At 70.3% G+C, this 23,072-nt stretch carries 25 protein-coding genes, 1 tRNA gene and 2 pseudogenes; 18 read left to right on the top strand and 10 right to left on the bottom strand.

The features are described 5' to 3' along the window. Window positions 1–159: 159 nt before the first annotated feature. From ACFWJW_RS18560 to ACFWJW_RS18570, 3 genes are all read left to right on the top strand, one after another. Window positions 160–1,479 (top strand): FG-GAP repeat domain-containing protein, encoded by a 1,320-nt coding sequence (locus ACFWJW_RS18560; RefSeq protein WP_387242011.1) that lies wholly within the window; start codon window positions 160–162, stop codon window positions 1,477–1,479. Window positions 1,480–1,551: 72 nt separating this feature from the next. Further along, window positions 1,552–2,115 (top strand): GNAT family N-acetyltransferase, encoded by a 564-nt coding sequence (locus tag ACFWJW_RS18565; RefSeq protein ID WP_387242014.1) that lies wholly within the window; start codon window positions 1,552–1,554, stop codon window positions 2,113–2,115. 99 nt (window positions 2,116–2,214) lie between these two features. Beyond that, a complete protein-coding gene (locus ACFWJW_RS18570) occupies window positions 2,215–3,159 on the top strand; it encodes a Yip1 family protein (protein WP_387242017.1) in 945 nt (314 codons plus the stop codon). Window positions 3,160–3,240: 81 nt separating this feature from the next. Here the strand turns inward: ACFWJW_RS18570 and ACFWJW_RS18575 are convergent, their stop codons facing one another. Then, window positions 3,241–4,725 carry a ricin-type beta-trefoil lectin domain protein gene (locus ACFWJW_RS18575; protein WP_387242280.1) on the bottom strand — a complete coding sequence of 495 codons (1,485 nt, stop codon included), beginning with the start codon at window positions 4,723–4,725 and terminating at the stop codon, window positions 3,241–3,243. 427 nt (window positions 4,726–5,152) lie between these two features. Here ACFWJW_RS18575 and ACFWJW_RS18580 point away from each other — a divergent pair, with 427 nt between their 5' ends. Then, window positions 5,153–5,716, top strand: coding sequence for a hypothetical protein (locus tag ACFWJW_RS18580; protein WP_387242020.1), 564 nt, complete (start codon window positions 5,153–5,155; stop codon window positions 5,714–5,716). Window positions 5,717–5,897: 181 nt separating this feature from the next. On the opposite strand, the gene ACFWJW_RS18585 is transcribed toward ACFWJW_RS18580, so the two are convergent. From ACFWJW_RS18585 to ACFWJW_RS18595, 3 genes are all read right to left on the bottom strand, one after another. Then, window positions 5,898–6,395 carry a phosphoribosyltransferase gene (locus ACFWJW_RS18585; protein ID WP_042151413.1) on the bottom strand — a complete coding sequence of 166 codons (498 nt, stop codon included), beginning with the start codon at window positions 6,393–6,395 and terminating at the stop codon, window positions 5,898–5,900. Window positions 6,396–6,479: 84 nt separating this feature from the next. Continuing rightward, complete coding sequence (dcd, locus tag ACFWJW_RS18590) at window positions 6,480–7,055, bottom strand: dCTP deaminase (RefSeq protein WP_387242023.1); 576 nt, start codon at window positions 7,053–7,055, stop codon at window positions 6,480–6,482. Window positions 7,056–7,173: 118 nt separating this feature from the next. After that, window positions 7,174–7,305: a hypothetical protein gene (locus tag ACFWJW_RS18595; RefSeq protein ID WP_387242026.1), complete on the bottom strand. Its 132-nt coding sequence runs from the start codon at window positions 7,303–7,305 to the stop codon at window positions 7,174–7,176. Between the two features lie 427 nt (window positions 7,306–7,732). Here ACFWJW_RS18595 and ACFWJW_RS18600 point away from each other — a divergent pair. After that, a tRNA-Gly gene (locus ACFWJW_RS18600) sits at window positions 7,733–7,806 on the top strand. A gap of 267 nt (window positions 7,807–8,073) precedes the next feature. On the opposite strand, the pseudogene ACFWJW_RS18605 reads toward ACFWJW_RS18600, so the two are convergent. Continuing rightward, window positions 8,074–8,383: pseudogene (locus tag ACFWJW_RS18605) on the bottom strand (MepB family protein); the annotation flags it as partial. 295 nt (window positions 8,384–8,678) lie between these two features. After that, complete coding sequence (locus ACFWJW_RS18610; protein WP_387242029.1) at window positions 8,679–9,203, bottom strand: DUF5994 family protein; 525 nt, start codon at window positions 9,201–9,203, stop codon at window positions 8,679–8,681. A gap of 281 nt (window positions 9,204–9,484) precedes the next feature. Here ACFWJW_RS18610 and ACFWJW_RS18615 point away from each other — a divergent pair, with 281 nt between their 5' ends. From ACFWJW_RS18615 to ACFWJW_RS18670, 12 genes and pseudogenes are all read left to right on the top strand, one after another. Beyond that, a complete protein-coding gene (locus tag ACFWJW_RS18615; protein WP_387242032.1) occupies window positions 9,485–10,045 on the top strand; it encodes a DUF5994 family protein in 561 nt (186 codons plus the stop codon). Window positions 10,046–10,073: 28 nt separating this feature from the next. Then, window positions 10,074–10,274: a hypothetical protein gene (locus ACFWJW_RS18620; RefSeq protein WP_387242035.1), complete on the top strand. Its 201-nt coding sequence runs from the start codon at window positions 10,074–10,076 to the stop codon at window positions 10,272–10,274. A 96-nt stretch (window positions 10,275–10,370) separates the two neighbouring features. Further along, the gene (locus ACFWJW_RS18625) at window positions 10,371–10,631 is read left to right on the top strand and encodes a hypothetical protein (RefSeq protein WP_387242038.1); all 261 of its coding nucleotides are present in this window, start codon (window positions 10,371–10,373) and stop codon (window positions 10,629–10,631) included. 97 nt (window positions 10,632–10,728) lie between these two features. Further along, a complete protein-coding gene (locus tag ACFWJW_RS18630) occupies window positions 10,729–11,001 on the top strand; it encodes a hypothetical protein (RefSeq protein ID WP_387242041.1) in 273 nt (90 codons plus the stop codon). 68 nt (window positions 11,002–11,069) lie between these two features. Further along, window positions 11,070–11,496 (top strand): annotated as a pseudogene (locus tag ACFWJW_RS18635) (YjbQ family protein). A gap of 666 nt (window positions 11,497–12,162) precedes the next feature. Next, a complete protein-coding gene (locus ACFWJW_RS18640; RefSeq protein ID WP_387242044.1) occupies window positions 12,163–12,507 on the top strand; it encodes a MerR family transcriptional regulator in 345 nt (114 codons plus the stop codon). 592 nt (window positions 12,508–13,099) lie between these two features. Further along, the gene (locus tag ACFWJW_RS18645; RefSeq protein ID WP_387242047.1) at window positions 13,100–13,303 is read left to right on the top strand and encodes a cold-shock protein; all 204 of its coding nucleotides are present in this window, start codon (window positions 13,100–13,102) and stop codon (window positions 13,301–13,303) included. Between the two features lie 254 nt (window positions 13,304–13,557). Beyond that, window positions 13,558–15,060, top strand: a complete 1,503-nt coding sequence (locus ACFWJW_RS18650; protein ID WP_387242050.1) for a DEAD/DEAH box helicase — start codon at window positions 13,558–13,560, stop codon at window positions 15,058–15,060. 46 nt (window positions 15,061–15,106) lie between these two features. Further along, the gene (locus ACFWJW_RS18655) at window positions 15,107–15,418 is read left to right on the top strand and encodes a hypothetical protein (RefSeq protein ID WP_387242053.1); all 312 of its coding nucleotides are present in this window, start codon (window positions 15,107–15,109) and stop codon (window positions 15,416–15,418) included. Window positions 15,419–15,567: 149 nt separating this feature from the next. Beyond that, a complete protein-coding gene (locus tag ACFWJW_RS18660; protein ID WP_387242056.1) occupies window positions 15,568–15,879 on the top strand; it encodes an SCO5918 family protein in 312 nt (103 codons plus the stop codon). A 656-nt stretch (window positions 15,880–16,535) separates the two neighbouring features. Beyond that, complete coding sequence (locus tag ACFWJW_RS18665; protein WP_387242059.1) at window positions 16,536–17,342, top strand: ABC transporter ATP-binding protein; 807 nt, start codon at window positions 16,536–16,538, stop codon at window positions 17,340–17,342. A 94-nt stretch (window positions 17,343–17,436) separates the two neighbouring features. Next, window positions 17,437–20,049 (top strand): ABC transporter permease, encoded by a 2,613-nt coding sequence (locus ACFWJW_RS18670; RefSeq protein WP_387242062.1) that lies wholly within the window; start codon window positions 17,437–17,439, stop codon window positions 20,047–20,049. Window positions 20,050–20,055: 6 nt separating this feature from the next. Here the strand turns inward: ACFWJW_RS18670 and ACFWJW_RS18675 are convergent, their stop codons facing one another. Next, entirely contained in the window at window positions 20,056–20,562 is a 507-nt protein-coding gene (locus ACFWJW_RS18675) for a DUF6640 family protein (RefSeq protein WP_387242065.1), read from the bottom strand. Window positions 20,563–20,673: 111 nt separating this feature from the next. Continuing rightward, window positions 20,674–21,261 (bottom strand): luciferase family protein, encoded by a 588-nt coding sequence (locus ACFWJW_RS18680; RefSeq protein ID WP_387242068.1) that lies wholly within the window; start codon window positions 21,259–21,261, stop codon window positions 20,674–20,676. Window positions 21,262–21,348: 87 nt separating this feature from the next. Between ACFWJW_RS18680 and ACFWJW_RS18685 the strand changes: the two genes are divergently transcribed. Next, the gene (locus ACFWJW_RS18685) at window positions 21,349–21,732 is read left to right on the top strand and encodes a winged helix-turn-helix transcriptional regulator (RefSeq protein ID WP_387242071.1); all 384 of its coding nucleotides are present in this window, start codon (window positions 21,349–21,351) and stop codon (window positions 21,730–21,732) included. Window positions 21,733–21,761: 29 nt separating this feature from the next. Here the strand turns inward: ACFWJW_RS18685 and ACFWJW_RS18690 are convergent, their stop codons facing one another. Further along, entirely contained in the window at window positions 21,762–22,337 is a 576-nt protein-coding gene (locus ACFWJW_RS18690; RefSeq protein ID WP_387242074.1) for a TetR/AcrR family transcriptional regulator, read from the bottom strand. A 112-nt stretch (window positions 22,338–22,449) separates the two neighbouring features. Further along, on the bottom strand, window positions 22,450–23,070 hold the full coding sequence (locus tag ACFWJW_RS18695; RefSeq protein ID WP_387242077.1) for a hypothetical protein: 621 nt from the start codon (window positions 23,068–23,070) through the stop codon (window positions 22,450–22,452). Between the last annotated feature and the right edge of the window lie 2 nt (window positions 23,071–23,072).

Here is a 23,072-nt window from a genome sequence, read left to right on the forward strand (position 1 = left end):
GAACATCGGCCGGCGGCCGGCCCCTCTCGGAGGGGGCCGGCCGCCGGTCTTTCCGGACGGCCGGTGCGGGGGGCCGTTGCGGGGCGGCGGCCCACCGGGAAGCATCGGGAGCCGCGGAGGACGACACGACAACAGGCTTACGGGTGGGGTGGATACGGCATGGGAAGACGGATCGCCGCGACGGCGGGGCTCGGGCTCGCCCTCCTGCTCAGCTCCTGCGGACTGCTCTCCCCCTCGGACGACGCGCGTCCCGCCGCGCCCCACCGCGCCTCCACACTGCCGCGGGCGCGCCCCGTGCCCGCCGGCCACGGCAGCCGGACCGCCCAGGACTTCAACGGCGACGGCCACCCCGATCTCGTCCTCGACAGCCTGCTCGCGCCGTCCGGCGGCCATGACGACGACCCGGGCATCGGCATCGTCTACGGCTCCGCGCGCGGACTCGACCCGGCCACCCGGGAGTTGCTCACCCCGGCCCGCCACGCCGCCCCCACCAAGGGGACCGTGCCCGCCTCGTTCGACGCCGAGACCGTCTGCGACCTCGACCGGGACGGCTTCAGCGATCTGGTCGTCACCACCGACCCGCCCTACGACGGCGTCGGCCGCCCGCCCGTCCCCGTCCAGCTCCTCTTCGGCTCACCGCACGGCCTCGGCCCCGCCCGCGCCGTGAAACTCCGTATCCCGGACCGGGCGAGATTCGGCAACGAATGGCCCGACCAGCCGGTCTGCGGCGACTTCGACGGCGACGGCGCACCCGACCTGGCCGTCACCGCCACCGGCCCCCGGATCAGCTATCTGCGGGGCCCGTTCACCCGCACCGGCGCCCCCGAGGCGGCCGGCGCACCCGTCGACATCCCGGGGACCGCCCTCGCGCCCACCGCGCCCCTGTCGTCGGCCGACCTCGACGGCAACGGCGCCGACGACCTCCTCGTACGGGCCGCCGACCCCGGCCGCCGGGCCCGCGGCCGGCTCGCCCCCGGCGGCCCCCGGGGCCCGGTCCGCGCGGGCCAGGCCGCCTACCCGCCCGGTTACGTCACGGTCTTCGGCCGCTTCAACGGGAGCGCCCGTGCGGTGACCTCCGTCACCGCCGACACCGACGGGCTGCTCTCCGTCGGCGGCCGCCCCGGCCGGATCCGTACCGGCACGGACGGGATCCCCACCCTCGCCGCCGGTGACGTGGACCACGACGGAAACCCGGATCTCGTCGTGGCCGGCCGCCGCCCCGCCCTGCTGCGCGGCACCGCGAACGGGCTCTCCACGACCGCCCGCCGGCTGCCCGTGCCCCGCCTGCCCGGTTCCGGGCGCCCGCACGCAACGGTTCTCGCCCTCACCGACTTCGACGGCGACCACCGCGCCGACCTCGTCCTCCTCACCCGGCGCGACCGCACCCACGACACCGTGACGGTCCTGCCCGGCGGTCCGTCAGGTCTCGCCGCGCGGCCCGCACTCTCCTTCACCACGGCGGATTTCAGGGCTCCCTGACGGTCCGCCAGCTGTTTGTGGCCGGTGGCTAATACACTTGTCCCGGCGGAGGACGCATCCGAGCATGACGCCATGAACACAGACACGGGCCGGGCCACGGCCGACGATCCGGGCGCGCCGGTCCGCCCCGCCCCGCGCGAGACGCCGCCCGCCCCGCCGGTCAGGGTCCGGCTCGCCCTCCCCACCGACGCCCCCGCGATCGCCGCCGTCCACCAGGCGTCACGGCAGGCCACCATGCCCTACCTGCCGCCCCAGCGCCGTACCCACGAAGAGGTCACCCGCTGGATCCGGGAGATCGTGCTGCCGCAGAGTCACACCCTGGTCGCCGTCCGTGGCACGGAGCTCGTCGGCTATGCGTCCCTCCAGGGCGAGCTGCTCGAACAGCTCTATCTCCGTCCCGATGTCCGGCGCGCCGGCATCGGCTCGCTGCTCCTCGCCGAGGCGCGCCGGCACTCCCCCGACGGCCTGTACCTGCATGTCTTTCAACTCAACACCGGGGCAAGGGCGTTCTACGCCCACCACGGTTTCCGGGTCGTGGCCGCCAACGACGGCAGCGCCAACATGGAGAACCTGCCGGACCTCACCCTCCGCTGGACCCCGGCCCCCGGCCGCATACCCCCTCGGGGAACCCCCTAGGGGATGTCACAGGTCAGATGCAAACCGGGCCCCGATCCCCCGGCTCCGCCACCCGATCCACGCAGACCAGGTACTTTCGAGTACGTGGCTGGATTCAGGATGGGTCGCGGACGGGATGCCCGCCCCGCGCAGAACGGACAGCAGGGACAGCAGGGGCAGCAGGCTCCGTACGGGCAGCAAGGGCCGTACGGGCAGCGGCCCCCGTCGCCGCCTGGGCAATGGCAGCAGCAGGCACCGCAGCAGTTCGGCGGCGGACCGCAGGGGCAGCCGCAGCCGCACGGGCAGTACGGCGAGCCCGAGTACTTCGGTGACGGCGACTACCCACCCCGGCAGTCCTACGCACCGTATTCGAACGACAACAACCCTGGTCACACCCAGCAGTTCAGCGTCGGCGACGCCCCGGACGCCTACGGGGCGCCCGACGGCCAGTACGGCGGCGGCTCCGACGAGTACGGGGCGGGCGGCACCTACCGCGCCGGCCAGACCAGCGCGCCCCCGGCCGGCCCCCGGCTGCACTGGAAGCAGCTGCTGCCCGGCATCGTGCTGCGCCCCGACGCCACGTTCTGGCAGATGCGGGACCACCAGGTCTGGGCCCCGGCGCTGATCGTCACCTTCATCTACGGCCTGCTCGCGGTCTTCGGCTTCGACAAGGCCCGCGAGGATGTGCTCAACTCCACTCTCTCCAACAGCATCCTCTGGCTGCTGATCACCGCTGTGATGTTCATCATCGGCAGCCTGATCCTGGGTACGGTCACCCACACCATGGCCCGCCAGCTGGGCGGCGACGGCGCCTGGCAGCCGACCATCGGCCTGACCATGCTGATCATGACGATCTCGGACGCGCCCCGGCTGCTGTTCGCGATGTTCCTCGGCGGCGACAGCACCCTGGTCCAGGTCCTGGGCTGGCTGACCTGGCTCGCCACCGGCTATCTGCTCACCTCCATGGTCAGCAAGTCGCACGATCTTCCGTGGCCCAAGGCGCTCGGTGCCGCCGCGATCCAGCTGGTCGCGCTGCTCGCCCTGGTGAAGCTCGGCACGCTGTAGGGCCACACCGGCCACGGCAAGGGGCCCGCCCCGGAGCACTCGGCTCCGGAGCGGGCCCCTTGCCGTACGGGGGCCCCGGCCCTAGGCGAACCGCTGCCCGGCCGACCCGTCGCACCCCTGCAACCGCAGCGGCTCCTTCGCCCCGGCCAGCGTCAGGCACAGCGAGGTCGCGGCGGCCGGCCGGACGGTGCCGCCGTCGGCCCGTACGAACCGCTGGTTCTCGGCGCCGGAGCAGTTCCACAGCACCAGCCCGGCCCCGGCCGCGTACCGCCCGCCCGGCACGTCCAGACACCGGTCCTGGGTCAGCTCCACATGCAGCGACCGCTGCTCCGGGTCGTACCACCAGCCCTGGTTGCGCTGACCGTGGCAGTCCCAGCCGCCGACCACCGTGCCGTTACGGCTGGCGCCCCCGGTCGCATCCACACAGCTCCCGGTCCCGGCGTTCTTCAGCGGCCGGTACGCGTCGTCCCAGGCCCCCGCGTACAGCTTCGGCTGCCCGGTGCTCGCCGGATCGGCACAGGCCGCCTCGCGCAGCCCGGACGCGTACAGCTGGGTCAGACAGGACGCGAACGCGCCGTGCCCGCGGGCGTTCGGGTGGAAGGACTGCCGCACCGAATTCGAGTTCGGCGGGAAGGGGTTGGTGAGGTTCACATACAGCCCGCGGGCCCAGGTCTCCTCCATGCAGACCTCGTGCCCATGGAACAGCCGCGAGGCGTCCAGATAGGTCGCGCCGCCGTCCCGCGCGGCCTTCCGCACCCCCTTCTCGAACGCCGGGACGGCGGCATTGCGCCCCCAGCCCGCGTCGGAGGTGTAGCCCGTGCAGCCGCCCGGCAGCTTCCCCGGATACCGCGGGTTGTCCTCCACGTCCGGCCCGATCGGGCTCGGATACGACATCACCACGAGCCGGTAGTCGCCATCGGCGTACCCCGCGTCCCGCATCACGGTCCGCAGATCGCCGACCGTCCGCTCGACCTTCGGCACCAGCCCGTCGACCCGCGCCTGCCAGCCCGGCTGGTACTTCGGCTCGCAGGTCCCCTGGAACAGGAACCAGCGGGTGACGCAGTCCGTCATCACCGGCCCGAATTGGAGATCGTCGTTGGCGCCGGCCACCAGGAGCACCATCTTCAGCCGGGTGTTCCGGGCCGCGATGGCGAGGCTGTCGCTCTGCACCAGCTCATCGGCGTACTGCTTGCTGCCGCCGAGCACGATATTGCCGGTGCCCGCACCCGAGCAGGCGGCGTTGTACGTGACGTCCGCGCCGATCCCGGTCCGGTGGATCGCCGCGTCCGGCGACCGGTGGCACCAGTTGTCCGGCCCGTCCGTCCCCGGCTCGTACGTCCCGACGCCCTCGCCCGAGATCTCACTGTCCCCCAGCGAGATCAACGAGGTCTTGCGCTCCCCGAGCGGCCGCTCGGCCGGATCCCCGTAGAGCCGGTCCGCCTCCCGCGCCCGGATCTTCTCCAGCTCGGCCGACAGCGGCTTGGCGGCCGCGGCACCGGCGGCCGCTGTGCCGCCCGTGACCCCGGGGGCAGCACTCGCCCCACCCACCGCCACGGTGCAGACCATGCTCAAGGCCGCCGTCGACGTCACGATGACGCCCCTCAGCCGCCGCCCACGCCCCGCACGCGGCCCATATCCCGTACTCCGCCCACGTAACGCCCACCGCCCACGTCTCCTACGCACCATGGGGCCTCCCCTCCGGTCGCCTGTTACGCGGGTTCTACTCGGAGGTAGGCAGGGGTGGAACACCCACAACGCGATTGGCCGAAAGCGACGCACCAAAAAGCCGGCCGACCGCCAACTCCCTTACACCGCCCCTCACTTACGGAGAATGGCGATCGGCCGGCCGGGCCACCTCGGGCACCGAGCACCCACCCCGCCCACCGCACCAGCGGCAGCCGCGCACCGATCACTGAGCAATGAGCACCGAGCACCGAGCAATGAGCACCGAGCACCGAGCACCGAGCACTGAGCACTGCCATAGGGTCTGTCCATGCCAACCATGAGTGCCCCGCAGCCCACCGCGGGGGGCCGCGCCGCCGGCATCATCGGCCTGCTGATAGCCCTCGGCATCTTCGGCGTATCCCTGACCCAGGCCGCCGTCGCCGGCGGACTCCTGGGCACCGGCGGCACGCTGACCGTCAGCGACTGCCACAACGGCGGTGGCGGCGGCGGGGGCCTGCGCCACTGCTACGGCACCTTCCACCCGGCCGGGGCCGACGGCGGCGCGGACCCGTCGAGCGCCCCGCGGGCCCGGGTGAACACCCTGGAGGCCGAACCCGGCGACACGCTCCAGGTCCGCAAGGGCGGCGCCGGCTACGTCGTCACCGGCATGGGCTCGGCCTGGAGCCACCTCGCCTTCGCCTTCCTGGGTCTGCTGCTCGGCTCGGCAGCGCTCCCCGTCGCGGCGAGCGGCGTCCTGCCGCGAAAGGGCACGTCGAATCAGGACCTCTTCACGGCGGTACGCGGCACCCGCCTCGCCCGGTTCGCCAAGCGCCTGGCGCTCACGTCCCTCGCCGGCACAGCCCTCTCCGCCTACCTGGCCTGGCTGCTCTGACCCCCGGCACGGAACTAGGTCACGCCGCCCCCCCCACGAAGCAGCGGCGGAACAGGAACACCCGGAACGCGCCCGACCAAACCCGACCGGCCGAAAGCGACACGACACACGACAAAAGAAACCGGCCGACCGCCAACTCCCTTACGGAGAACGGCGATCGGCCGGCCGAGCCACCTCAACCTCAGGCGTCGAGCACCTGCCCGGCGCGCCGCACCACCGGGGGCTCGACACTCCACGGGAAGTTGATCCACTCATCCGTGCGCTTCCACACGTACTCGCACTTCACCAGCGACTGCGACTTCTCATAGATCACCGCGCTCCGGACCTCCGCCACCGTCCCCTGGCAGAAGTCATGCACCAGCTTCAGCGTCTTCCCGGTGTCCGCGACATCGTCCGCGATCAGCACCTTCTTCTCCGAGAAGTCGATCGCGTTCGGCACCGGCGCCAGCATGACCGGCATCTCCAGGGTGGTCCCCACCCCGGTGTAGAACTCCACATTCACCAGGTGGATGTTCTTGCAGTCCAGCGCGTACGCCAGCCCCCCGGCGACGAAGACCCCGCCACGGGCGATCGACAGCACGACATCGGGCTCGTACCCGTCATCCGCGATCGTCTGCGCCAGCTCACGGATCGCCCCGCCGAACCGCTCGTACGTCAGGTTCTCCCGCACGTCACTCACGTATCTCTCTCAGACCTTCTGTGTCCACACCCTCTGCCACGCGCCCGCCCTGTAGAGCGCGCCGCCCACACCGCCGCGGCTGTGTCATACCTGCGTGCGGTGGAAGTTCTTGAACGACCGGGACGGCGTCGGACCGCGCTGCCCCTGGTAGCGGGAGCCGTACTTCTCACTGCCGTACGGGTGCTCGGTCGGCGAGGTCAGCCGGAACATGCACAGCTGCCCGATCTTCATGCCCGGCCACAGCTTGATCGGCAGCGTGGCGACATTGCTCAGCTCCAGCGTCACATGCCCGCTGAACCCCGGGTCGATGAAACCGGCGGTCGAATGCGTCAGCAGCCCCAGCCGCCCCAGCGAGCTCTTTCCTTCGAGCCGGGACGCGAGGTCATCGGGCAGCGTGATGACCTCGTACGTCGAGGCGAGCACGAACTCGCCCGGGTGCAGGATGAACGCCTCATCGCCCTCGGGCACGACCTCACGCGTCAGGTCGGTCTGCTCGATGGCGGGGTCGATGTGCGGGTAACGGTGATTCTCGAACACCCGGAAATAGCGGTCGAGCCGCACGTCGATACTGGACGGCTGCACCATCGACTCTTCGTAGGGGTCGATGCGCACCCGACCAGCATCGATCTCGGCCCGGATGTCCTTGTCTGAGAGAAGCACGCAGACGAGGATACGCGCCCACACGACGAGGGCCCGGCCCCCCACCAGGGAAGCCGGGCCTCGCCCACTCCTCGTCTGCTTCCGGCCACTGCCTCTCACCCGAGGCGGACCGCCGCTCTCAACGAAGCACCGCGGCCTTCATGACGGCCACGACACTCCCCTTGATCGCTTCAATCGCTTCAATCGCTGTGATCGCTTCGACCGCTGTGATCGCTTCGACCGCTATCGCTCTTCCCTGCTCGCTACTCACTACCGCTTCGCGTGCTCGACGGGCACCGAGTGCCGCAGCCGAGCACAGCGCGGGCAGCGCAACAGCCGTCCGGGACCGAGCCGGTCGGTGGTCTGCATCGGGAACGAAGCGGTGCTGAACACGTGGCCCTCGGCACAACGTACGACGGTGCGCTCCATCAAGTCCCTCTCCCAACTGCGTGGACAACAAAAGCCACATTAGGGGATGAACTGGGCGCCCTCACACGCGGCACTCCGACGCCCAACCGTACGCCCCAACTCCCGCACCCCGCACCCGCATCCCACCCCCGACACCACGGGTTCACCCCCCGCCCAGCGACCCCACCGAACACCCCTCCCACAGCAGCCGGGCATGCCAAATGCACCGCAGGGCGGCGATGGGGTAGAGTGTGCGACGATGTTCCGTTCTCGATCCGAGGCGGGATTACGCGGGTGTAGTTTAATGGTAGAACATGAGCTTCCCAAGCTCAGAGCGCGGGTTCGATTCCCGTCACCCGCTCCATAGTTGAGGCCCAGGTCGGTGACCTGGGCCTTGTTTGTTGTCTAGATCATTATTGGGTCGTGTGCCATTTCACGCGCCATAAGGGACCGGCCAACGCGCTGAGTTGGCATCGGCATCCGCAGGCTTGCCCGGCGACTCCTCCTCTCGCCCCTTTCGCCCAGTAGCCGGACGCCGTGGCGCAGCGGGCAGGCACCTATGGGTGATCGAGGGCGCGGGCGCGCGTCAGGTCGGCATGCCCGGTCTGGCCGAGCCTGAAGAAGTAGTTCCTCCGAAGCCGTCGTCGTCGCGGCTGCTGATGACGAAGAGGTCCGCCCCGTCGTCGGCGTCGAAGGGGCCGGATCGGCCCCTTCGCAGACCGCTGCCACACGGTGACGAACTGGCCCGCCTTCGTCGGGGTGGTTTTGGCCACGCGGAACCGAACCGAGCGCCCATCGAGCGTGAACGCGCAAGCCGCGTACTCGGCACTCTCCGGTTCGGGCACCGGCAGTGAGCAGGCGGAACCGCTCGGGTCGTCCACCAACGCCTTCGCCGCCAGCAGGTCACCGTGAAGCCCTGTCCACGGCTGATTCGTCGCCACGCCGTCATCCTGCCATCGCGCCCGTGCTCACTGCTTCGGCCCCTCATGCCACCATCCGCGCAACTGCCACCCGCGAACCCGAGGTCCATCCTCCCGACAGAACCGAAGGCTGTTCGGCGCGGCCCACGATGACCGACTCATCGGACAGGTCCTGGATTGCCGACTCACACCCCGCCGGCCGTGGCGCAGGTTCGGTTCCTGCGCTCCAGTCGCAGTCTGACCAGCGGAAGACGCTCGCACCGCCACCCCCTGCATCCCTTGTCGTCGAAGGAGCGTCGAAGCCTCGACGGCTTCCTCACCGCTCGCCGCGTTCGCGGCCCGTCCGGGTCTCTTCCGCCAGAACCGGGTGGGCGCGACGGGTGCCGGTGTCGATGAGGATCTGCTCGGCCTGGGTGACGTTGCCGGCCTCGACGGCCCTGGCCATCGCGGCGCGGGCTGCTTCAGGGGTCGCGTGCGGCGGAACCACCAGCAGGGAGAAGTGGTCCTGGTCGCCTCGGGTGATGAGGACGGTGTCGTCACCGATCGGGAAGGATTCGATGTGCACGACCCGGTCGTCGATGACCAGACGCGTCGGCAGTTCTTCCCAGGCACCGGCGTCCAGGCCGACGCGCAGGACGGGGCCAAGGTGCTCCGTCAGCGCCGTGATCAGACCGGGGAGCTCGGCGCCGATGTCGCGTGAACGCGGCCACCACGCGCCGTCGAGAACTTGCTCGCGGGTGTGCGTGGTCACCAGCCTCAAGAGAGCCGTCCCGGGCCTGACCGCCTGGTGGACCGCGTCCGGCAGAGGCTGCGGGACGCGGGGAGTGTCGGAGTCGGCCATGTGTGTTCACCCGTCTTCCGGGGCGGTGCGTCCGCCCCGGCGAGGTGACCTCGTCACTTCACCGTACTCCGCGTGCCGGGGCGCGGGCGCGCCGCCCGGCGGCGGAGCCGGACCCGCGTTCGCCAGGAAAGTTCCTGGTCACGCGCGCCTTTACGGACTGCCGGCCGGAGTAGAGTGAAGAGACCGGGAGTACTTCGCACACCGGCTGCCACGCCGGTGTCGTTCTCGGCGAGCAACAACACCGGGACGTCGACGACAAGCCCCGGGGACAGGTGCGCGCCATGACCGCGACCACCGACCGTACGATCACCGGCGAGCGCGTACCTTCTTCACCGGCCCGCCTCTCCTTCACTCCGGCAGGATCGCCTCTGGGTCTCCTGGATGGCGCTTGGTGGCCCCGCTCTCGCGATCTCTCCCGCGAAATTCCCGCTCTGACCGACGTGCTGGATGCGCGCTGGGGCCGGATCACCCGTGTCACGGTGAACCCGACCCACTGGCCCGTGGTGCCGCGAAAGGTGCCGGTGAAGGGGCACACGGTGCACGTGGGCTGGTTCGCCGAAGAGCAGGACCCGAACAAGCTGATCCTCCTCTCCTACACCGCGGGCCGCTGGGACCTGCTGGTGATCCCGCCGGAGACCGGCGCTGCCGCCGCCGCCCGGCTGATGTCCGCCGCGGCCACCCCCGGCGGCCTCCACACCGCCAGCGCGCTGATGACGCGCGAGGACACCACCCGTCACGCGCAGGAGGAGCTGCAGGAGGAAGAAGAGTGGGAGACCGACGGCGGAGCCGCCTCGGCGGCAGAGAAACCGGCCGAGCTCCTGACCTCCGCCCGAGGGATGTGAGGACACGGAGACGATCATCACCGTAGCCGTGATCATCCTCATGATCGTCGCGGGCGTGATCCTGATCCATCTGCTCAACGCGCGGCACGACGAGCGGATCGCGGCCTGCCCCTGTAGCGCCGCCCTGCGAGGATCCGGACGGCGGAGCTGCCCGAACCGACAGCCGACCGAGCCCACTGAACCGCCCGTAACCACCCACCACGAGCACCACACCGGGGGCCGCAGATGACACCGACCTTTTCCTGACCGGGGGCGGTGGGTGTGACGCGACGGCATCACACCCATCGACACGTCATCCTGCCGTCCCCAAAGGAACGAGGCCACCATGAAGCCACCAGAACTCCCCTCGGCCGGACGCGCCGACGTTCGCATCGTCGCCGCGTCACCCGAAGCCGCCCGTCAGGTCGCAGACGTTCTCCGTCATCACTTCGCCGCCACCGAACAGCGCAGCTACCCCGTCGACGACTCAGGCGGAACCCGCCTCCACCTCACCGTCGACACCACCCACGCACCAGAGCCGGCGCAGCCCTGGCTGGTGACGAGTCGATCCTCCAGGGACGCCCGCACACAGACGGACGAAATCTGAAGCCAGAGCCGGCAACGGGCGGCGGGGCGGGGCGGGGTGTACTGCGTCGCCTGTCCCACAGGCTCCGAGTCGGCGCCGACACGAGTGGACAGCGATCATGGCAACACTGCAAGAGCGGAAGCACTACCGCGAGGCGATCATGAAGGCCCTGTACGAGACCACGGAAGGCAATCGCTTCCTTGGCGTCACCGGGGCAAAGCTGCGCGACGATCTTCAGATTCCCGAGCAGGATCTGGCCGCCGCCTGCGCATATCTGGTGGGCGAAGGGCTCGTCACCGTCGACTGGGAACAAGGAAACACACCCGTAATGGTCACGCTGACGCACCAGGGAATCCGGCTCATGGAAGCCGAAGAGGAGAAGCGGGGCTGACGCGAAGCGAATGTTGTTCACCCATCCGGCCGTTGGGGCTCAGGCTCCGCGACGGGTACCGGTGAATCATGGCCGGCACCTTCACCACCCGCACGATCAACATCACCACCGGCTCCACGGAGACCCTGCACGACCTCACGAACGCATGCTCCGCGTTCCTCCGGGAGGCCGCTCACGGGCGAAACGGACTGCTGAACATCTTCACCCCCCCACGCGATGTCCGGCCTGGCCATCATCGAGACCGGCGCGGGCAGCGACGACGTCAACGGTGGCGAGCTGCAGGTGCCGCCGTTGCGCGGGGTGTTGGTGACGAGCTCCGGGACGACAACGACCACGATGCCGAAGGTCGCAGGCGCACTCACCGCAGGTACACGATCTGGCCCGCCGATCGTGGCCGACGCATCGGCGCCGGTCGGAGCCGGTGAGGCCGACCGGGGTGGGCCTCATGCCCACTCAGTGACCGAGGATGACTGTCTCACTGGACGACTCACGTAAATCTACTTCGGCCAGAGTAGACATTGGGCTTTGACCTGGTTATGGTTTCTCTCGTAGCCAGAGAGACAACAGGGCCCGGCAGAGATGAACTGGCGGGCAGCAGTATTCGCAGTTGTAGTTCGCAGGGCGGTGCGGTGGTGGAGTTTCGAAGCCAGGCTTTCGCAGGACGGCGACGGGACTGACGACCGGACCGGGTGGCCCGCAGTGATCAGGGGCTGCCATGAGCAGTGCAGTCGAGGAAGCAGCACCTCGGTGAAGGCGTCGGCTGCGGGCGCGCGCACCGGGATGTCCGGCAGTGGGGTTCCAAGCCAGAGCAGACGCAGGACGGGCGACGGGGCTGGTTGCCGGAGGGTGGCGCTGTGACAGGCCACAGAGCAGTACCAGCGGTAGACAAGTGATCGAATCCAGAGGGAGGAACGGAGGAGCCAGGCGCCATCAGGATCGCCTGGGCGGAATGTTGCGCCCGGGTACCGCAGGACATCGATAGTGAGGTGGTCTCCGGTCAAGCAACCGCGATCCCCGCAACCCCGACACCTTCCAGGTCGGGTCGGCGGAAACAGAAGGCCGGTGCGACATCAGGGCCGGCAGATGGTGTAGCAAGTTCCTTCGGGGCCCGGGTGCCAATTGGCACTCGGGCCCCTCGACGCGTTCCACAGAGAGGTGCAAATGACAGCAGACGACTCGTTCAGCCGTCTCGATGACGACGACTACCCCGCCTACACGATGGGGCGGGCCGCCGAGATGCTCGGAACCACGCAGGGCTTCCTCCGCGCCATCGGAGAAGCCCGCCTCATCACCCCGCTGCGCTCCGCCGGTGGGCACCGCCGCTACTCGCGCTACCAGTTGCGGATCGCCGCCCGCGCCCGGGAACTCGTCGATCAGGGCACCCCCATCGAGGCCGCCTGCCGCATCGTGATCCTCGAGGATCAGCTCGAAGAGGCTCAGCGCATCAACGCCGAATACCGCAAGGCCGCCGAAGCGGAGAACCCGACGACCGCGAGCTCGGACTGAGGCGTGGGCGCACCACCCCTGCGCCTCCCGCCTGTACGCGGAGCGCGCACGACCCGGCGCTCCCCGGACAGCCCTGCCGTCCGGCTGCTTCGCGTGGACTACGGGCGGCGGCCTTCAAGCGATGGTGGTGGGACCTGGGGCGACCGTGTCAGAGCCGCAGTAGCAGCGCTGCGCGGCCGCCGTTCCGTGTCGGGGTCGGCGTACAGGCTGGTGGGAGCGACATCGCAGGGCGATCTCACCCTCAATAATGGCGCCCGACGAGCCAGACATAAGCGACCACTCTTCTGGGACACCGCATTTCGCGGTGTCCCAATATCTATGACCGCGACATGAGAGTTTAACGCGCTGCGCGGACAGTGTGTTTACCGCGGCAAACAGATCGGAAATATTTACCGCACACAGGCCGCCACCACATGCTACTGTCGTTCATAGTTGCAGTTGTGGTTCCCGAAACTTCAACGCTCGCGTCAGCAGTTTTCAGCTGCGGAGAGCGTTTTGTATTTCCGGTCATACTCCGGGCGGGGCATCATCGCGGCGACCCGATATCCGTCGATTGCGGGTACCGGCGTACTGCCCCACAAGGAGATATGACATGGCATCCGGCACTGTGAAGTGGTTCAACGCGGCCAAGGGTTTCGGCTTCATCGAGCAGGACGGTGGCGGCGCCGACGTGTTCGCCCATTTCTCGAACATCGCCGCCCAAGGCTTCCGTGAGCTGACCGAAGGTCAGAAGGTCACCTTCGACATCGCGCAGGGCCAGAAGGGCCCGACGGCCGAGAACATCATTCCCGCCTGACGCCGACACACACTTCGTAGCTGGGGCCCGCATCCCTCGGGGTGCGGGCCCCAGCTGCGAACATTCCCCGGCGGATTTCTCACTCACGGATCACCGTCCAAGAATTCTGACCGGTTTAATCGCCTGCATTTAAATCTGCCACATTGCAGGCCACACCCGCTTTCGCATCTCATTCGGCCCGTACTTGCGACTCTCCGCACTGTTTCCCTGCTGCGAGAGTTCCTTGATGCGTGCCGCCTCAAGGAAGGTTCTGTATGAACCCCGCACGTACAAACAGCCGCTCCCCCCGCCGCAGCCGAACCGGTGGCCCCGCTTTTGACACCGGCGCCGGTGCACAACGCGGCAACCGCTTCGGCTCGCCCGCCTCCAACCGTTCCGGCGGCCCGAGCCGTCGAAGGTCCGCGGTGGCCTCGGGCGAGTTCGCCCTGCCGAAGACGATCACTCCCGCGCTGCCCGCCGTCGAGGCGTTCACCGACCTCGGCCTCCCCGAGCAGCTGCTCGCCTCGCTCACCGCGCAGGGCATGCGCGTCCCGTTCCCGATCCAGGGCGCGACCCTGCCCAACACCCTCGCGGGCCGCGATGTACTCGGTCGTGGGCGCACGGGCTCGGGCAAGACCCTCGCCTTCGGTCTGGCCCTGCTGGCGCGCACCGCGGGACAGCGTGCCGAACCCGGCCGGCCGCTGGCTCTCATCCTCGTACCGACCCGTGAGCTGGCCCAGCAGGTGACCGACGCTCTTACCCCGTACGCCCGCTCGGTGAGGCTGCGTTTGGCCACCGTCGTCGGCGGAATGCCGATCCGCCGGCAGTGCAGCGCACTGCGCGCCGGCGCCGAAGTCGTCGTCGCGACGCCGGGCCGCCTCAAGGACCTCATCGACCGGGGCGACTGCCGACTGGACCAGGTAGCGGTCACCGTCCTGGACGAGGCCGACCAGATGGCCGACATGGGCTTCATGCCCCAGGTCACCGCGCTCCTGGACCAGGTACGCCCCGAGGGCCAACGGATGCTGTTCTCCGCCACCCTCGACCGCAACGTCGACCTTCTGGTCCGTCGCTACCTCACCGACCCGGTCGTCCACTCCGTCGACCCGTCGGCAGGCGCGGTCAGCACGATGGAGCACCACGTCCTGCACGTCCAGGGAGCCGACAAGCACCGGACAACGACCGAGATCGCCGCCCGCGACGGCCGGGTGATCATGTTCCTGGACACCAAGCACGCCGTCGACCGGCTGACGCAGGACCTGCTCAGGAGCGGCGTACGGGCCGCCGCGCTGCACGGCGGGAAGTCGCAGCCTCAGCGCACCCGGACCCTGGCCCAGTTCAGGACCGGGCACGTCACGGTGCTCGTCGCGACGAACGTCGCGGCACGGGGCATCCACGTCGACAACCTCGACCTCGTCGTCAACGTCGACCCGCCCACCGACCACAAGGACTACCTCCACCGCGGCGGCCGCACCGCACGGGCCGGCGAGTCCGGCAGCGTCGTCACCCTGGTCACCCCCAACCAGCGCCGCGACATGACCCGCCTCATGGCCACCGCCGGCATCGTCCCCCGGACCACTCCGGTCCGCTCCGGCGAAGAGACACTCCGCCGGATCACCGGCGCCCAGGCCCCCTCCGGTATCCCCGTGACGATCACCGCACCGGTGGCCGAGCAACGTCAGCGCAGCCGCCGCACGTCCTCCCGCGGCCGACGCAGCGCCGCCTCCGCGGTCCGGCGCACCGCCGTGCGGCCGCCCTCCTTCGGCGCGGCAGCCTAGAACCTTCATGACCACGAAGCTTCTCCAGCTCTGCAGGAGGCATGTCTTGACGCTGGTTCAGATGCAACTCCACTCGGTGAGCTCCGCCCCTCTCCCACGACCGGTGGCCGCCGCCGCGGACACGGCAGGTCCGCAGGTCTGCGACGACATGACCGTCGAGGTGGCCCTGGCAGTCATGGCCGGCGCCTGCACCGAGCACCTTCTCGTCTGCGACAACGACAGTCTGTACACCGGACTGGTCACGAAGGCCCAGCTCACCGCCATCCGTGACAACCCCACGTACACGGACCGGTTCCAACTGCGCGACATCCCCGACAGCTACAACCCCTTCACCACAGCGGTGAACACGGCCGCCTGAGCCCCGCACGCACCGCGCGGCCACCAGCCCGGCGCCCCGCCGGTCATCGACAACCGGGGCGGCGCTCGGGGCATCCTCGCCCCTGCTGGTGCGTGCTGAACCACCTCATCGTGGCAACACCGTCACCCCTCTTCTCCCTGTGAGGCTTCATGCGCTGTATCATCGCCCGCTTCCCGTTCGACCTCACCAAGAGCGGCGTCCTGGAGTCCATGAAGGGCGTCAAGCCCGAACAGGTCACCGGCGAGTCCGTGATCATCGGCCGCCGCACCTATCCGATCAAGCAGGTCGGGCAGGTCATCACGCGCCAGGACCGCCGCGACTTCAGCGCCGGCGAAGTCCTCCGAGCCATGAGCCGACTCGGCTTCACCTGCCGCGGCGCTCTCCCCGTCGCGGCGCCCACGCGTGCCCTCAGCCCGTTCCAGCAGGCTTCCGCGATGCTCGGCACCCCTGCCTCCGTCTGACTCACAGGCAGACGCGGGGAGCCGTTCGGGAGCCGGCTTGCTCCCGAAGCGCCTTCCACCTCACGCGAGACCGATCTCTCCGGTGCCCTGGCCCTCGCCAGCGCAGGTGCCTCCCTCGGCGCCCTCGCCACCCGTGGGGCGGCGAAGCTCGGTGGGGCGAACGTGAGCGTGATGGACCTGGTGGGCGACGGGATCGGGGTGGTCCCGTTCGGGAAGTTCGGCTCCGTCGCGATGAAGGGGGCCAAGGTGCCCATGAAGCTGGTACAGGTGGAAGGCCGCACCGTCGCCTCCATCGACAAGGTCAACAAGATCCGCGCGTTGCGGGACGCCGGGTTCACCGGCAGGGCTCTGGAGGGTAAGTCACTCCTTCGGGAGGGGTGCGGAGTACGTCGGCGGCAGCAAGGTCGGGGCCGGTTCAGGTGTCGGGCAGCGGGTTCGTGTGGCGGGCGGCGGGTGAGGCGGGCCTGACGGGCTGAGCACCGGGTGCCCGGATCGTGGGGTCTTTCTTTGGGTAGAGGCGTCGTCTTCCGCGCGGCATACGTCCGCCCGGCGGGTCTGCCCTTCGGCAGGCCGCTGATCCAGGACCTGAGGGCGACGGATCCGGCCCTCCGCGCAACCACGATGGAGGTACGTCGAACCCCCTTCCAGGAGCCCCCATGCCGCAGCCGTCCTTGCCGTACGCAGCCGCCGCCACTCCCCCAACTCGCCTCGCCTCAGGCCCTGTTGAGGCCGCGGCATGCGCCACCGGACTGAGCAAGGTCTACGGCGAGGGCGAGACCCGTGTCGTCGCCCTCGACTCGGTCCGCGTGGAGTTCGGGCGTGGCCGGTTCACCGCGATCATGGGGCCGTCCGGCTCGGGCAAGTCGACGCTGATGCACTGCATGGCGGGGCTCGACACCATCTCCGGGGGATCCGCCCGGATCGGTGACACCGAGCTCTCCCGCCTCCATGACCGGCAGCTCACCAGGCTCCGCCGGGACAAGATCGGCTTCGTCTTCCAGGCATTCAATCTGCTGCCCACGCTGACCGCCCTGGAGAACATCACGCTGCCGATGGACATCGCCGGCCGCAAGCCCGATCAGCAGTGGCTGGACCTGGTCGTACGGACCGTCGGCCTGGCCGGACGGCTCCACCACCGGCCGTCACAGCTCTCCGGCGGACAGCAGCAGCGGGTCGCCGTGGCCCGCGCGCTGGCGAGCCGGCCGGAGATCGTCTTCGCGGACGAGCCGACCGGCAACCTCGACTCCCGCTCCGGCGCCGAAGTCCTGGGCTTCCTCCGGGACTCCGTACGCGAGCTGGGGCAGACCATCGTGATGGTCACCCACGATCCGGTGGCCGCCTCCTACGCGGACCGCGTGATCTTCCTCGCCGACGGACGCATCACCGACGAAATCGCCGCCCCCACCGCCGAAGACGTCCTCAACCGGATGCGGCACTTCGACGCCAAGGGCCGGACGAGCTGACGCCCGCCTCTCGCGCCGCGCACCTCACCCCCGTACCTCGCCGCTCCGCACTTCCACCGCGTAGCTCCCGCCGCATACCTCCAGGACCGCCATCATGCTGCGTACCGCCCTGCGCAACGTCCTTGCGCACAAAGCCCGATTGATCATGACCGCGCTCGCCGTCCTCCTCGGCGTCGCCTTCGTCTCCGGCACCCTCGTCTTCGGCGACACCACCGCGAGCGCCTTCCGCAACGCCTCCGCGCGGAGCCTCAAGGACGTCGCCGTCTCCGTCCGGGCGGATGCGTCCCCCGGCTCCGGTCCGGAGGCGCCGCCCGGCGCGGGTACGGCCGACGGCGAGGACGGCAGGCACGCCGCCGCCCTCGACAGCGCGCTGGCAGACAAGATCCGCGCGCTGCCGGGCGTCGGCTCGGTGCGTCCCACCGTCAACGGCCGGGCCACGCTGGCCGGCAAGGACGGCCGCCCGGTCAACGCCGACAGCAGCTGGGAGAACCTGGCCACCAACTACCTGCCCGGAAAGGACGGCAAGGACAGCCGCTACCCGCTGAAGGAAGGCCGGGGCCCCTCCGGTGCCGGCGAGCTGGCGCTGGATGCGCAGACGGCGCGGAAGGCCGGTTACCGGATCGGCGACTCCGTCCGCTTCGCCACCGAAGGACCGGCCCTGACCAAGAAGCTGGTCGGCACCGTCTCCACCGACGACCCGCGCATCACCGCCGGCGGCACCCTGACGCTGTTCGACACCGCCACCGCGCAGAAGCTGTTCCTCGCCCCCGGCCGCTTCCACGAGATCACGGTCGGGGCGCGGCCCGGCACCGACGACCGCGAGCTGACCGCCCGGGTACAGGGCCTGCTGCCCGACGGGGGTGCCCAGGCCCTCAGCGGACCCGACCTGGCCGCCCAGCAGTCCCGGGACATCGCCGACAGCACCACGCGCATGACCAAGACGCTGCTGGCCTTCGCGGGTGTCGCGCTGTTCGTCGGCGTGTTCCTCATCGTCAACACCTTCACCATGCTCGTCGCCCAGCGCAGCCGGGAGATCGCCCTGCTGCGGGCGGTGGGTGCGTCGCGCCGCCAGGTCGTACGCTCCGTCCTCATCGAGGCCGCGCTCGTCGGACTCGGCGCCTCCGCCGCCGGATTCGTCCTCGGCCTCGGCATCGCCACCGTGCTGCGCCCGCTGCTCGGCACCGGCGGCGCCGAGCTGCCCGACGGCCCCCTGGTCATCTCGCCCACGGCGCCGCTGGCATCGCTGGCGGTCGGCGTGGTCGTGACCGTCCTGGCCGCCTGGCTGCCCTCCCGCAAGGCCGCCAGGATCGCGCCCGTGGCGGTGCTCAGCAGCGCCGGGCTGGCGCCGCCCGCCCGCTCCCTGAAGATCCGCAACGCTCTCGGGGCGCTCCTGACCGCGCTCGGTGCGCTGGTCATGTTCTATGTCTCCACGCTGACGACCAGCGCCGAGTCGAACCTGATGGTCGCGATGCTCGGCGCCGCCCTGACCCTTGGCGGCATGATCGTGCTGGCCCCGCTGCTCTCCCGGCCGCTGATCACCCTGGCCGGCAAGGTCACCACCCGCTTCTTCGGCGTCCGCGGCAGGCTCGCCAAGGAGAACGCCCTGCGCAACCCGCGGCGTACCGCGGCCACCGCGTCGGCCCTGATGATCGGCCTCGCTCTGATCACCGGTCTCACCGTCGGGGGGCACTCCGCCCGGCGGGCCCTCGACGAGGAGGCGACCCAGGGGCTGGCCGCCGACTACAAGGTCTCCAACAGCTCCGCCCGAGGTCTCGACACGAGCACGGCCGACAAGATCGCCAAGCTGCCGGGCGTCGCCGCGGCCGCCCCCGTCGCCGTCACGAACCTCGATACCCAGGGCTCGTTCGGCTCGATGACGGGCACGGACCCGAAGGCGTTCGGCAAGGCGGTGGAGCTGGACTTCCAGGCCGGCTCGCTGCGCGACATCGGCCCCGGCCGGATCGCGGTCTCCGACGAGTTCGCCCGGCAGGCCGGACTGCACGCCGGTGACACGATCGACGCCGACCTGGACTCCGGCGAGAGCGGAGCGAGCAAGCCGGACAAGAAGAAGCTGAAGGTGGTCGGCGTCTACGCGAAGTCCCGTGCCGTGTACGACGCGCTGGGCACCGTGTCCGACACCCTGCCGCCCTCCGGCACCGGCAAGCTCGACAACGTCCTGGTCAAGGCCGAGCCCGGCAAGGGCGCAGGGCTGGAGCAAAAGATCCGCGAGGCCCTGGGCAACAGCCCGCTGCTGAAGGTGCGGAACCAGGAGCAGATCATCCAGGACGGCAGCGGATCCCTGACCATCATCCTCAACATGATGTACGGGCTGCTCGCCATGGCCGTGGTCATCGCGGTCCTCGGCGTCGTCAACACCCTGGCCATGTCCGTCTTCGAGCGCACCCGGGAGATCGGCATGCTGCGCGCCATCGGGCTCGACCGCGCGGGCGTCAGGCAGATGGTCCGGCTCGAATCCGTGGTCATCTCCCTCTTCGGCGCGATCCTCGGCATCGGCACGGGCACCTTCCTCGCCTGGGCGGCGGGCAGCCTGATGACGACGTCGATGCCGATGTACGAAACGGCCCTGCCGTGGGGCGAGTTCGGGCTCTTTCTCGCCCTGGCGCTGCTGATCGGCGTGCTCGCGGCCATCTGGCCGGCCCGCAGGGCCGCCCGGCTGAACATGCTCCGGGCCATCCAGGCGCAGTGAGACCGGTCAGTCGCTGCTCGCCGGCGCCTCAGCAGCCGGCGCGGGACGCAAGAGCAGGGCCGCACCGGCGATCAGAGCCAGCGCGACGATCTCTATGCCCGCCTGCACCGGCAGACCGGCGAGGTACATGTCCGGGGTGTCGAACTGCGGGTCGAAGTAGGCGGCTCCCGGGTAGAGGATGGCCATCGCCTGGCTGACCCAGTACAGGCCGGCGAAGACGGCCGCGGCCCGCAGGTTGGATCCGGCATCGCCCCGGCGGCGCCACACGAAGTACAGCGTGGCCAGGGCGAGCAAGGTGCCCATGGCCATCGTCTGCCCGTTGTGGAACTTGGCGTGCGCGGGCCAGAGCGGATTGAGCACGTGCGTGTCGTTCCAGTCGGCGACATAGGGCGAGGCACCGGTGAAGACGGCGACCAGCGAGAGCATCGCCTTGCCGGCCAGCGCGCGAGGCCGGCCGGTGGACCGGGCAGACGCTCCGGTGGAAGCCGACGCGGGCGAGAAGGAGTTACGCATCAGAAATGGCCTTTCGCTTCGTTCCGGCCGGCCGAGCACGGCCGCCCGGGAGAGCCCGGCTTGCGACCGGGGCTTGCTGGGGAGAGAGGCAGGCGCGGAGCCGGGCAGGCGTCAGGCCGCCGCGGCACCGGACACCGGCGCGCGGCCCGTTGCGTACGCGTAGGAGGCGCCGATGACCTTCTTGGCCACGTCCAGTTCGGTCCGGTCACGCGGGGCGTAGAGCATCACGACGTTGATGCCGTGGTCGTAGAGCGGATGCTTCTCGCCCCAGCCGGAGGACAGGAAAACGGCATGGCCGGCCGGGTCCAGCGCCAGATGGAGACTGCCGTCGGCGTGTACGTGCGCGAACTCCTCGTCGCCGTGCGGCGGCAGCAGCACCGCACCTGGGGCGGGGGCCGCGCCGTCGAGGAACAGGGCGCGGGAGCTGGGAGCGGAAACCTTGCTGCGGCCCCAGGTCGTGCCGGGCAGTGCGGCATCCATCCACTGCAACAGCTCGTCTCGGACCTGGGCGGGGCTGGTCTGGGTCAACTGGAGGTGCGGGACTTCGGGGCCCGTTCGGGGCCGGTCGCCGTCACGGGTGGGGAGTACCGGGAACGTCATGGTGGTGCCTTCGTCGTAGGTGGTGGTCGTGGGACCGCTCGCCTCCACAGGGCGGCGGCCGGCCGCGGCGACTCCGGCGGGACCGGGGCCGCTGTGCACACCACCAGGCTAGTTTCCTCGATATAGTGGTTTCCCATAGGAAAGTACCCTGGCCGTGATCACGAGCCGGGGAGGAGAGGAGGAGCCGTGGCCGATCCCGTCGAGCAGGCGTGCCCGATCAACCCGGTGATCGACCTGGTGTTCAGCCGCTGGACCACGCCCATCCTGTGGGTCCTGGAACACCACGGCCGGCTGCGCTTCAACGAGTTGCAGCGGCACCTCCCGACCATCACCCCCAAGGTCCTCACCCAGCGTCTGCGCCAGCTCGAACGCGACGGCCTGGTCCTCCGCACCTACCACGCCGAAATCCCCCCGCGCGTCGAGTACGAGATCAGCGACCTGGGCCGCACCCTGACACCGCTCTTCGGCGCCATCACGGACTGGTCCGGAGCGCACCTCCCCGCCGTCTCCGCCGCCCGGCGCGCCTACGACGCCGCGCGCGAGGAGGAGGAAGCCTGGACCCGAGGCTGAGGCCGGCGCTCCCGGGGCCGGTACCGGGGTCAGGCGTGCTGCGCCCCGCGCGCCAGCAGCATGAGGGCGTCGACGAGTTCCTCGGCGGGCCGGCCGGTGGCCAGGCTGCGGAGTTGCAGTCCGAAGATCAGCGCGACGGCGCTGCTCGCCAGCCGCTCGGCGTCGGGTACGCCGAGGCCGGTGAGGATCCGGGCGGCCAACTGGTCGTACGCCGCGAAGGACTGGTCGGCCGCGGTGCGCAGCCGCTCGTCGCGGCCGGCCTGGATGTAGAGCTCGAACGGGGCGATGTGCCTGCTGCCGAACGGCGCGCCCCCGGCGACCTGGCCGACCACGGCGGCCGCCCGATCGGCGTCCGTTCCGTCGGCTCCGTCGGTCTGGCACTCGGCGGCGAGCTCGGTGAGGCGCCGGGTCTCCTCCGCGACGAAGTGCAGCAGGCTCTCCCGCAGCATCTCGTGCTGGGTCGCGAAGTGGTAGGTGACCGATCCGAGGGAGACCTTGGCCTCCTTGGCGATCCGCCGGTTGGTGACCCCGGCGATGCCGTCCTCGGCGATGATGCGCAGGACGGCGTCGATGATGCTCTGCCGGGTTCCGGCGGGCTTGGCCATGGCAGTCATTGTGCCAGCGCCGCCCTCCCGGCTCGGGGGAAGGGCCGGGACCGCTCTGACCAGCACATATCGCCCTCTCATGGCCGGCCGGCCGGGCCGCTGTGGGGTCCGGTCAGGACTGGCTGTTGAGGAAGCCGATCAGGCTGGCGCCCCACCAGCCGAGTTGGCTCACGGTGGCGGCCGTGCCCGACTGGATGCGCAGGGCGCGGGGTACCGGAGCGTTTCCGCAGCGGGTGAGGTGCTGTCCGAGCCAGTGGGCGTAGAGGCCGTTGAGGGTGATGGTCAGGACGAGTCCGAGTTTGAGGAGGGTCAGTGGTGCGGACAGGTCCGGACGGAGAAACAGGCCGGTGATCACCAGGCCGGCCAGCCCGAGCCAGATGGGGGTCTGGAGGGTGCAGGCGGTGCGCAGGACGTCGGGCAGGGGACGCCGGCCGAGCATCCACAGCAGGGCGAACCAGTCGACGGCGAGCACCGAACCCAGCCCGACGACGAGCGCCACGAGATGCAGGAAGCGGGCGGCCGTCCGGAGGGGCGGATCGGCGTGGAGGTGGCCGGCCACCCAGCAGGCGGCCGCCAGGGCGGCGGTGCAGAGGATCGCCAGGGCGGCGAGCGCCCACAGCGGTGTCGGCGGCTTCTCGCGGACCGCGGCGCCGCCGTCGGGCGCGGCCCACCGCGTCACCCCGACGGGCCGGGGAGCCGCGGCAGCCGTCGGCCCGTCGGAGATCGGGGCCATGG

Origin of the sequence: Streptomyces sp. NPDC127097, assembly GCF_042724075.1 — a bacterium.
In the GTDB taxonomy this organism is placed as follows: domain Bacteria; phylum Actinomycetota; class Actinomycetes; order Streptomycetales; family Streptomycetaceae; genus Streptomyces.

Bases quoted from the DNA above. Each gene is read 5' to 3' on its own strand.
- ACFWJW_RS18560 (WP_387242011.1), top strand. From the start codon at position 160: ATGGGAAGACGGATCGCCGCGACGGCGGGGCTCGGGCTCGCCCTCCTG.
- ACFWJW_RS18565 (WP_387242014.1), top strand. From the start codon at position 1,552: ATGAACACAGACACGGGCCGGGCCACGGCCGACGATCCGGGCGCGCCG.
- ACFWJW_RS18570 (WP_387242017.1), top strand. From the start codon at position 2,215: ATGGGTCGCGGACGGGATGCCCGCCCCGCGCAGAACGGACAGCAGGGA.
- ACFWJW_RS18575 (WP_387242280.1), bottom strand. From the start codon at position 4,725: ATGGTCTGCACCGTGGCGGTGGGTGGGGCGAGTGCTGCCCCCGGGGTC.
- ACFWJW_RS18580 (WP_387242020.1), top strand. From the start codon at position 5,153: ATGCCAACCATGAGTGCCCCGCAGCCCACCGCGGGGGGCCGCGCCGCC.
- ACFWJW_RS18610 (WP_387242029.1), bottom strand. From the start codon at position 9,203: ATGGCCGACTCCGACACTCCCCGCGTCCCGCAGCCTCTGCCGGACGCG.
- ACFWJW_RS18615 (WP_387242032.1), top strand. From the start codon at position 9,485: ATGACCGCGACCACCGACCGTACGATCACCGGCGAGCGCGTACCTTCT.
- ACFWJW_RS18625 (WP_387242038.1), top strand. From the start codon at position 10,371: ATGAAGCCACCAGAACTCCCCTCGGCCGGACGCGCCGACGTTCGCATC.
- ACFWJW_RS18630 (WP_387242041.1), top strand. From the start codon at position 10,729: ATGGCAACACTGCAAGAGCGGAAGCACTACCGCGAGGCGATCATGAAG.
- ACFWJW_RS18640 (WP_387242044.1), top strand. From the start codon at position 12,163: ATGACAGCAGACGACTCGTTCAGCCGTCTCGATGACGACGACTACCCC.
- ACFWJW_RS18645 (WP_387242047.1), top strand. From the start codon at position 13,100: ATGGCATCCGGCACTGTGAAGTGGTTCAACGCGGCCAAGGGTTTCGGC.
- ACFWJW_RS18650 (WP_387242050.1), top strand. From the start codon at position 13,558: ATGAACCCCGCACGTACAAACAGCCGCTCCCCCCGCCGCAGCCGAACC.
- ACFWJW_RS18660 (WP_387242056.1), top strand. From the start codon at position 15,568: ATGCGCTGTATCATCGCCCGCTTCCCGTTCGACCTCACCAAGAGCGGC.
- ACFWJW_RS18665 (WP_387242059.1), top strand. From the start codon at position 16,536: ATGCCGCAGCCGTCCTTGCCGTACGCAGCCGCCGCCACTCCCCCAACT.
- ACFWJW_RS18670 (WP_387242062.1), top strand. From the start codon at position 17,437: ATGCTGCGTACCGCCCTGCGCAACGTCCTTGCGCACAAAGCCCGATTG.
- ACFWJW_RS18675 (WP_387242065.1), bottom strand. From the start codon at position 20,562: ATGCGTAACTCCTTCTCGCCCGCGTCGGCTTCCACCGGAGCGTCTGCC.
- ACFWJW_RS18690 (WP_387242074.1), bottom strand. From the start codon at position 22,337: ATGGCCAAGCCCGCCGGAACCCGGCAGAGCATCATCGACGCCGTCCTG.
- ACFWJW_RS18695 (WP_387242077.1), bottom strand. From the start codon at position 23,070: ATGGCCCCGATCTCCGACGGGCCGACGGCTGCCGCGGCTCCCCGGCCC.